This is a genomic window from Marinomonas sp. ef1 (assembly GCF_002806845.1).
Taxonomy (GTDB): Bacteria; Pseudomonadota; Gammaproteobacteria; order Pseudomonadales; family Marinomonadaceae; genus Marinomonas; species Marinomonas polaris.
In genome coordinates, this window is sequence record NZ_NHTT01000026.1 from 22,708 (window position 1) to 30,181 (window position 7,474).

Annotated in this window: 7 protein-coding genes; 3 read left to right on the plus strand and 4 right to left on the minus strand. The window is 43.5% G+C overall.

Annotation, left to right across the window (positions count from 1 at the left end):
- Window positions 1-33 precede the first annotated feature (33 nt).
- The 4 genes from CCS02_RS21510 to CCS02_RS21525 form a co-directional block, all read right to left on the minus strand.
- Window positions 34-318: an oxidative damage protection protein gene (locus CCS02_RS21510; RefSeq protein ID WP_100186633.1), complete on the minus strand. Its 285-nt coding sequence runs from the start codon at window positions 316-318 to the stop codon at window positions 34-36.
- A gap of 110 nt (window positions 319-428) precedes the next feature.
- Window positions 429-1,643, minus strand: coding sequence for a chromate efflux transporter (chrA, locus tag CCS02_RS21515; RefSeq protein WP_100637662.1), 1,215 nt, complete (start codon window positions 1,641-1,643; stop codon window positions 429-431).
- Window positions 1,644-1,658: 15 nt separating this feature from the next.
- Window positions 1,659-2,711, minus strand: a complete 1,053-nt coding sequence (mutY, locus tag CCS02_RS21520; protein WP_100637663.1) for an A/G-specific adenine glycosylase — start codon at window positions 2,709-2,711, stop codon at window positions 1,659-1,661.
- 47 nt (window positions 2,712-2,758) lie between these two features.
- Window positions 2,759-4,987, minus strand: coding sequence for an AsmA family protein (locus tag CCS02_RS21525; protein WP_100637664.1), 2,229 nt, complete (start codon window positions 4,985-4,987; stop codon window positions 2,759-2,761).
- A 267-nt stretch (window positions 4,988-5,254) separates the two neighbouring features.
- Here CCS02_RS21525 and hisB point away from each other — a divergent pair, with 267 nt between their 5' ends.
- From hisB to hisF, 3 genes are read left to right on the plus strand one after another with little or no spacing between them, the layout of a single operon-like run.
- Entirely contained in the window at window positions 5,255-5,848 is a 594-nt protein-coding gene (hisB, locus tag CCS02_RS21530) for an imidazoleglycerol-phosphate dehydratase HisB (protein ID WP_072838962.1), read from the plus strand.
- A 42-nt stretch (window positions 5,849-5,890) separates the two neighbouring features.
- Entirely contained in the window at window positions 5,891-6,553 is a 663-nt protein-coding gene (gene hisH, locus CCS02_RS21535) for an imidazole glycerol phosphate synthase subunit HisH (RefSeq protein WP_100637665.1), read from the plus strand.
- A 58-nt stretch (window positions 6,554-6,611) separates the two neighbouring features.
- A complete protein-coding gene (hisF, locus tag CCS02_RS21540; protein WP_011978580.1) occupies window positions 6,612-7,385 on the plus strand; it encodes an imidazole glycerol phosphate synthase subunit HisF in 774 nt (257 codons plus the stop codon).
- Window positions 7,386-7,474: the final 89 nt, after the last annotated feature.

The window sequence follows — 7,474 nt, forward strand, 5'->3', positions numbered from 1 at the left end:
CAATATTTTCACGACTTCATGAAAAAGACTTTCTTAGAGCTCTTTAATATCATCAGGATCCACATATCCCGCCAGCTTATCCGTCGCTTCATTATTGAAAAACTTATCCATCTGCTCCATCACATATTTGCGTGATTCAGGTTGCATCAAGTTAAGTTGTTTTTCATTTATCATCATTGTCTGAAGCTGCTGCCATTCTTGCCAAGCCTGCTTAGAAACGTTTTGTAGGATCTCTTGGCCTTTCGCTCCGGGCAATGGCGCGCGATCTAACGCTTCCATCTCTTTCTGAAACTTTTTACAAAATACAGTGTTCGCCATAAGAATCTCTCGCCATCATAAATGTATAATAAATGTATAGGGTGAATAATGGCGTTAACACTAGAGAATTCAAGGTCAAAACCTTTAATCAGCGTTTAAATTCAGCAACCTTATAAACTTCGAATTAGTCCAACAATGATAAACACAATAATCAATGAAAAAATCGAAGGTCGCCTGTAGATCAACCAAGCCAATCCAAATCCAGTAATGGTAACATCCATCCAACCGAGCAAACTCGATGTGCCAATCGGATAATATAAGGCAGCTAACAAAATCCCGACCACTGCTGCATTTAAGCTCGCCACAGCAGAACGAAACAGAACGTAATGAGACAAGCGTTGCCACGCAGCTTGCGCACTTAACATCAACAATAGACCAGACAGAAATACAGCTAAGGTAGCTACACCAGCCCATAACCAAATATTGTCACTTTTTGGAGTCACCGAAGCACCTAAAAAACTCGCCATGGTAAACATAGGGCCTGGAACCGCTTGAGCGGCAGCGTAACCTAAAAGCAAATTCGATTCACCAATCACTGCTAACGTAGGGTCTACATAAGATTCTGGAGTAAGTACAAACGCCGACAACATTGGCAGTACCACGTGCCCGCCGCCAAATACTAACGCTCCCGCTCGATAAAAGTTTGCGAACAAACCGCTTAATCCGCTATCTAGAAAAAAACTAACAACAAAGCCCACGACAGCAATGACAAAAAAGCACCATGCAAAACGCACTTTAGGCAAAGACTCAGAAGCGGTTGGAACAATAGAAGGCCTTGCTAACATGCCAAAAAACACAGCGATTAGCAGAACTGTCAAACTAGCAAAACCAGAAGGCGACAAGATAATAAACGCCGCACTGAATAACGCCAGCCCAGCCATAATTTTACTCTGACAAAAAGACCGCCACATACTGATACAAGCATCTGCGACCACGACAACCGCTAAAAGCTTTAAGGCATGAACTGAACCATCAAAAAAGACATTGCCCTGCCAGTGATTACCAAATCGAGCCAGTAACACCATGACAACAAAAGACGGCAAGGTGAAAGCAATAAATGCCGCCACCGCTCCAAGCAATCCCGCACGATGATAGCCTAAGGCAAAACCAACTTGACTAGAGCCTGGTCCCGGCACGATCTGACTAAGCGCTACCCATTGAGCATACTGGGTTTCACTCGCCCATTGTTTGCGTTTAATAAAGGTTTGGTTGAAGTAACCAAGGTGAGCAGCAGGCCCACCAAAACTGGTAAAACCTAATAACAAGAAAGAGACAAATACCTCTGCTACGCGTTTAAAATATGAGAGGTTTTTATCTACCATCATATGAATGATCTCAAGCTAGTTATTCAATTGTTCCAAAATACTTCTCACTGGCGCCGGCAACCCTTGCGCCATGGCATTTTGTTGGTTGAACCATTGGTATTTCTCACCTTCCATTACCAACTTCGTGTCGGCAATTTGAATGTGGCTTGGCGAAATATCCAAATGATAATGACTAAAAGTATGTCTAAAAGATGACAGAGGTGTTACAGCCTCGACTTGCGTAGCAAATCGCTGTTCAATATGCAGCACTACAGATTCCTCTGACGCAAGCTCTGGCAAACTCCAAAGCCCACCCCAAATTCCAGTAGAAGGACGCTTCTCTAGTAACCATTGCCCTTGTTGATTCATCAACACCAGCAACTGAATACTCTTCTCTGGCTTAGCGGCTTTTTTCGGTTTACGAATAGGAAATTGCGTTGGATCTTGGCTAAAACGAGCCTGGCAGTCGCCTTGTAGCGGACAAAGCAAACATTGCGGTTTAGAACGAGTACAAAGTGTCGCGCCTAAATCCATCATAGCTTGTGTGTAATCGCCACAACGCTCGTTTGGCATATAACACTCAGCCAAGTCCCACATGGCATTTTCGGTTTTCTTATCGCCGGGCCAAGTTGGCACTGCATGGAAGCGCGCCAAAACACGCTTTACATTGCCGTCTAAAATCGCTGCTTGAACACCGCGGGAAATAGATAAAATCGCCGCTGCAGTAGAACGACCAATGCCCGGTAATTCACAAACACCTTCAACAGTCTGTGGGAACTCACTGTCGAATTCATCCACCAGCATTTTTGCTGCTTTATGCATATTGCGCGCCCGAGCGTAATAACCTAGACCACTCCAGTGCGCTAACACTTCGTCTTGCTCAGCCTCAGCTAACGCTTCAACAGTTGGGAAAGATGTCATAAATTTGTGGTAATAAGGAATGACAGTTGTCACTTGCGTTTGCTGCAACATGATTTCAGAAATCCATACACGATAAGGTGTTTTATTCTCTTGCCAAGGCAAGCTTTTACGCCCGTGCTCATCAAACCACGCTAGAACACGAGGCGCAAAATTTTCAACTGGTTGCATTTATTTCTCACGTTACATTATTAATCAGTGCTTAAGTCCGTCAGTTATTAGAACAAACTCTTTAATTTATCTTTCAGCTTATCCTTAAGCCTTTCTTCTTCTGCTTTGCGTTTTTCTTCCAGCTCAGCTTTCAAACGTGCCTTTTCAGCTTCAGCTTTAACCTTTAGTCGTGCTTTTTCAGCATCCACTTTAAGTTTCAGTTCATCTTCTGCCAAATCAGCAAATAACTTCCCAAAGCCCTTTATATCAGGACGACATAAACCGGCAGGATCATCGCTAAATTGCCCCTTACAGACAATGGGAAATGCTAACTTAGTCACTTTCTCATTGACGTGACAGGCTTTATCTAATTCGCTACCCGCAATCCCCACATTGGCTTGATAATCTAAAGAGGAATTTGGCAGTGACACCACACCATCACCCGTCACTTGAATACCTGCAGAGCTTATTTTTAAACCTGGAGTTGATACTCTGCCATTAATGATATGAGCAGGAAATCGCATGGTTTCAAACGGGGTATCTTGGCCAAACTGCTGATCATTAATTTTATCCTTACGAATTGCCGCTATACCTTCACATACCGTTTTCGTTAGGTTGGTCCCAACTAAAGCGCCGTTTTTAATATCTATTAATAAGTCACCTTGCAGAGATGCCATTAGAGTATCAAGACTATTGCCCTTGGCACTAAGCTCACCATTTAAATAAGTAGCACCCGCAATTTTGTTCATGTCCATAAAATCGACAAGCAAAGGTTGAATTTGTACGCCATCAATAGTCGGTGAAATATTAAACACTGGCGTGATGCCTCGTACATCCAAACTAGCTTTTGATGACACACTACCTTTATATAATGAAGCACGAAGAGGAGAAACTTTTACCAAACCGTGCAACTGAGTTGAATCCAGCTCAATTTTATCGATTTTTAACTTTTTGACAGTAATGTTTTCGAACACCACGCCAACATGGCCATTTAAAGAACGAATCAAATCGATTGGTATCAGGTCACCAGATTCTGCTTTAGCGGCAATATCTACATTAGTTATTGCTTCAACCTTCCCGTCTTTGCCTTTTTCAATAGGCGTTGGCAAATAGCGATCTAGGTCTAAGTTTTTACCAGCAACACTAACATCCCAACGCAAAGGTGATAAATCAACCACAGCATTGGCTTCAATATTTGTGTCGTCCATCGCAATAGATATTGGCTGTGCTGTAATCGAATCTAAATTGCCTTCTAGGGTTATATTGGCACGCGCTTTAGTCAGCGCTTTATCATCAGACATTTCAGGCAAAGGTAAATTTAAACGCGTCATTAAATAGCGCGGATTAAACTCCCCTACCGTTAACACGGCTGAAAACTGAGGTTCGCTCAACACTTGATACGCTTGAATTTTAGCGTCAACATTTACACCTAACACACTTAATGCCAAGCCTTCTACCAAGACATTCTCTTGCGGTAAATCAAGATCGACATTGGTGGCACTAAGTTTGGCGCTGATTGGACTCGTTGGTAGCAAATCACTTTCAACTTCCCCAGATAACACCAAAGAGTCTAGCGACAAAGATTCGCGCTCAGGGAAAACCGCAAGATTAGCATTTAATGTCGCTTTCGCCTTGATTGGTGATTTACCTTGTAAATCACTTTGTGTCACGGCGATATTCATCACCATAGGCCAAGCTTTGTCCCATTGAACATCGTTTAACTGTACGTTTAGCGTCGCGTTAATTAGCCGCTTAGTTTGTTCATCACGGTATTGCACTTGCGCATTTTCAATACGTAGTTCATCTAACTGAATATCAGGAAATTTGATTTTTTCAACTGTGTTATCAGAAGAATTATTGGAAGCTGTGTTCGTTGAAGCAGAAGAACTTGCTGCAGGCGAGTTGTCCGGTAAATCTAGTTGCCAATTACCTTGGCCTTGAGCGTTTTTGTTCAAACTGGCTTTTAGATTAACCAAGTTCACTTTGTTCACCTGAATTTTTTGCTCAAACAAAGGCAGAATCGCCAAGCCAAATTCAGCGCGATCAAATTGTAAAATTTCAGGATCAGAGCCTATGGAAACGCCAATATCTTCCAATCCAAGCCCCAGCCAAGGGAAAAACGACCAGCTAATATCACCATCCAGGCGTAAATTAACATTGGCTTTTTCTAACGCTACGCTTTTTAGCTCGTCTTTAAAATCATTTGGATTCACAAACAACATGACGTACGCCAACAAAATGGCAACAACGGCTAATAAACCAGCCACCAACAGTGAAAGTCGCTTTATCCAAACCATGACAACCCCCTTAATAAATATATTCCAAAAAATGAGTTCAACCTAACCTGAAACCTAACTAAGAGCGCATTCTGCATCGTATAGATGCCATATCATAGCATTCGAATTAGGAGTTTATCGACGCAATAGAGACAACTCATTAAAAAACACACAGACAAAGCGTAGAAGCTAAAGAGCCCACGTTCTATAATAGGGAAATTATGTCATGCTCTTAATATACAAAAACGTGGCGACTATTCGTCACCATCACTGTGGAGAAACCAATCAATGTCCGATCGCATTGCCAGTGTCGAGCGTAATACGCTTGAAACTCAGATCAAGGTGTCGATTAACTTAGACGGTACCGGTAAATTCAACTGCGTCACAGGCGTCCCTTTCCTTGACCATATGCTTGAGCAAGTAGCACGTCATGGTCTGATTGACTTAGACATTCATGCAGTTGGCGACCTTCACATTGATGCCCACCACACAGTCGAAGATTTGGGCATCACTTTAGGACAAGCTTTTGACATTGCTGTTGGCGATAAAAAAGGCATCAAACGCTATGGCCACGCTTATGTACCATTAGATGAAGCCTTGTCTCGCGTAGTAATAGATTTCTCAGGCCGTCCAGGTCTAGAAATGCACGTACCTTTTACTCGCGGCTCTGTTGGCGGTTTTGATGTGGATTTGTTCTCAGAATTTTTCCACGGTTTTATCAACCATGCCAAAGTAACGCTTCACCTTGATAATCTTCGCGGTAAAAATACTCACCACCAAGCGGAAACCATCTTCAAAGCATTTGGACGTGCGCTACGCATGGCTCTAGAAGCTGACGAGCGCATGGCAGGGCAAATGCCTTCCACTAAAGGTTCTTTGTAGGACTCTCTTAGTTTGAGCGGTAAGAGTATGAGCAATAAGAGTATGAGTGACATGAAAAAATCTACAGTCGCAGTGATCGACTACGGCATGGGCAACCTTCACTCGGTTGCCAAAGCCCTTGAACACGTCGCTGATGAAAATACCACGGTAATTGTAACCAGTGATCTTGCGGTTATTGATGCAGCAGATCGAGTGCTATTACCCGGCGTTGGCGCGATTCGTGATTGTATCGGTGAAATGAACAATGCAGGACTGGTTCCTAGTATTCGTAAAGCCATGGCGGAAAAGCCATTTCTCGCTATTTGTGTCGGCATTCAATCTTTGATGTCTCACAGCGAAGAAAACGGCGGTGTAGATTGTTTGAACCATTTCCAAGGCAACGCTTTGTTCTTTGGTGAAAAGCACACAGATCATGACGGTAGCAAACTTAAAGTGCCGCACATGGGCTGGAATCAGGTTAAACACACAATAAATCACCCTCTTTGGGCAGATATTCCTGACAACGCTCGCTTTTATTTTGTACACAGTTTTTATGTTGTACCTGAAAATAAAAGTGAAGTTGCTGGCACCTGTGATTACGGTTTGGAGTTCTGTGTTGCGCTCGCTCGAGACAATGTTTTCGCCGTGCAATTTCACCCAGAAAAAAGCCATAAAGACGGTCTTCAGCTTTATAAAAACTTCCTTCACTGGGATGGCAAGCCATAACTACGAGCCATCGAGTTTGTTTGGATAGAAGCACATTAGATTCTAGGAGCGCCATTTTATGGGCTTAGCAAAACGTATTATTCCTTGCCTTGATGTGGACAATGGCCGCGTTGTAAAAGGCGTTCAGTTTGTCGATATTCGTGACGCTGGCGATCCTGTTGAAGTAGCAAAACGCTACAACGAGCAAGGCGCAGATGAGATTACTTTTCTAGACATCACAGCCAGTTCGGACGATCGTGAAACGACCGTTCACATGGTCGAAGCCATTGCCAGCCAAGTGTTTATTCCTCTGACTGTTGGCGGAGGCATTCGTACCTGCGAAGACATTCGCCGTATGTTAAACGCCGGTGCAGACAAAGTCGGCATTAACACCGCAGCGGTATTTAACCCTGAATTTGTTCGCGAGGCCGCACAACGCTTTGGCTCTCAATGTATCGTTGTTGCCATTGATGCAAAAAAAGTCAGCGCAGAAGGTGAACCCGATAAGTGGGAAATATTCACTCATGGCGGCCGCAAACCAACTGGATTAGATGCCGTTGAATGGGCGAAGAAAATGGTTGAATACGGCGCAGGGGAAATTCTGCTAACCAGTATGGACCGTGACGGTACTAAAAATGGTTTCGACCTTGGTGTAACTCGCGCTATAAGTGAAGCGGTTCATGTACCAGTAATCGCCTCTGGCGGTGTTGGCAACTTGGATCATCTTGTAGATGGTGTCATTGAAGGCAAGGCGGATGCCGTATTGGCAGCCAGCATTTTCCATTTTGGCGAATACAGCATTCAAGAAGCAAAACAGCGCATGACCGATGCTGGCATTGAGATGCGCCTTTAATCCATTCCTCTAGTAAAAATTGACGGCCTAAAGGCCGACCTACAAGTGATTTGATTTTTGTAGGCCGTGATTCAAGGGTATGTTTTTTT